Consider the following 283-nt stretch of genomic DNA (forward strand, 5'->3'; position numbering starts at 1 on the left):
ACGGGGTGAAGGCAAAGCCATCACCGGTGAAACACTCCCTATTGTTGTTATCCATGAAAAACATTGCACCTCTTGGGATTTTAAATACAGTGCGCGTGATGAAGCAGGTGCAGCCAATGGCTTAGAAACAGATGTGGGAGACGACCAAAAAGCCGCGGCTGATGCACGAGAACCAGAAGAGATTGATGATGATGAAAACTTTATCCATATGGATGAAGAGGACAGATGATAGGTTATAAACCAGATTTATAGCCCCATTAAAAAGGTTTCTTAAGTACCTCCC

Annotated in this window: 1 pseudogene; it reads left to right on the forward strand. The window is 43.8% G+C overall.

Features of this window, described 5'->3' with window-relative positions:
• Window positions 1-226, forward strand: a pseudogene (locus ACFIMP_RS09915) (late control protein); the annotation flags it as partial.
• Window positions 227-283 lie beyond the last annotated feature (57 nt).

Source organism: Bartonella sp. AP65SXKL (assembly GCF_042195725.1).
Lineage (GTDB): Bacteria > Pseudomonadota > Alphaproteobacteria > Rhizobiales > Rhizobiaceae > Bartonella.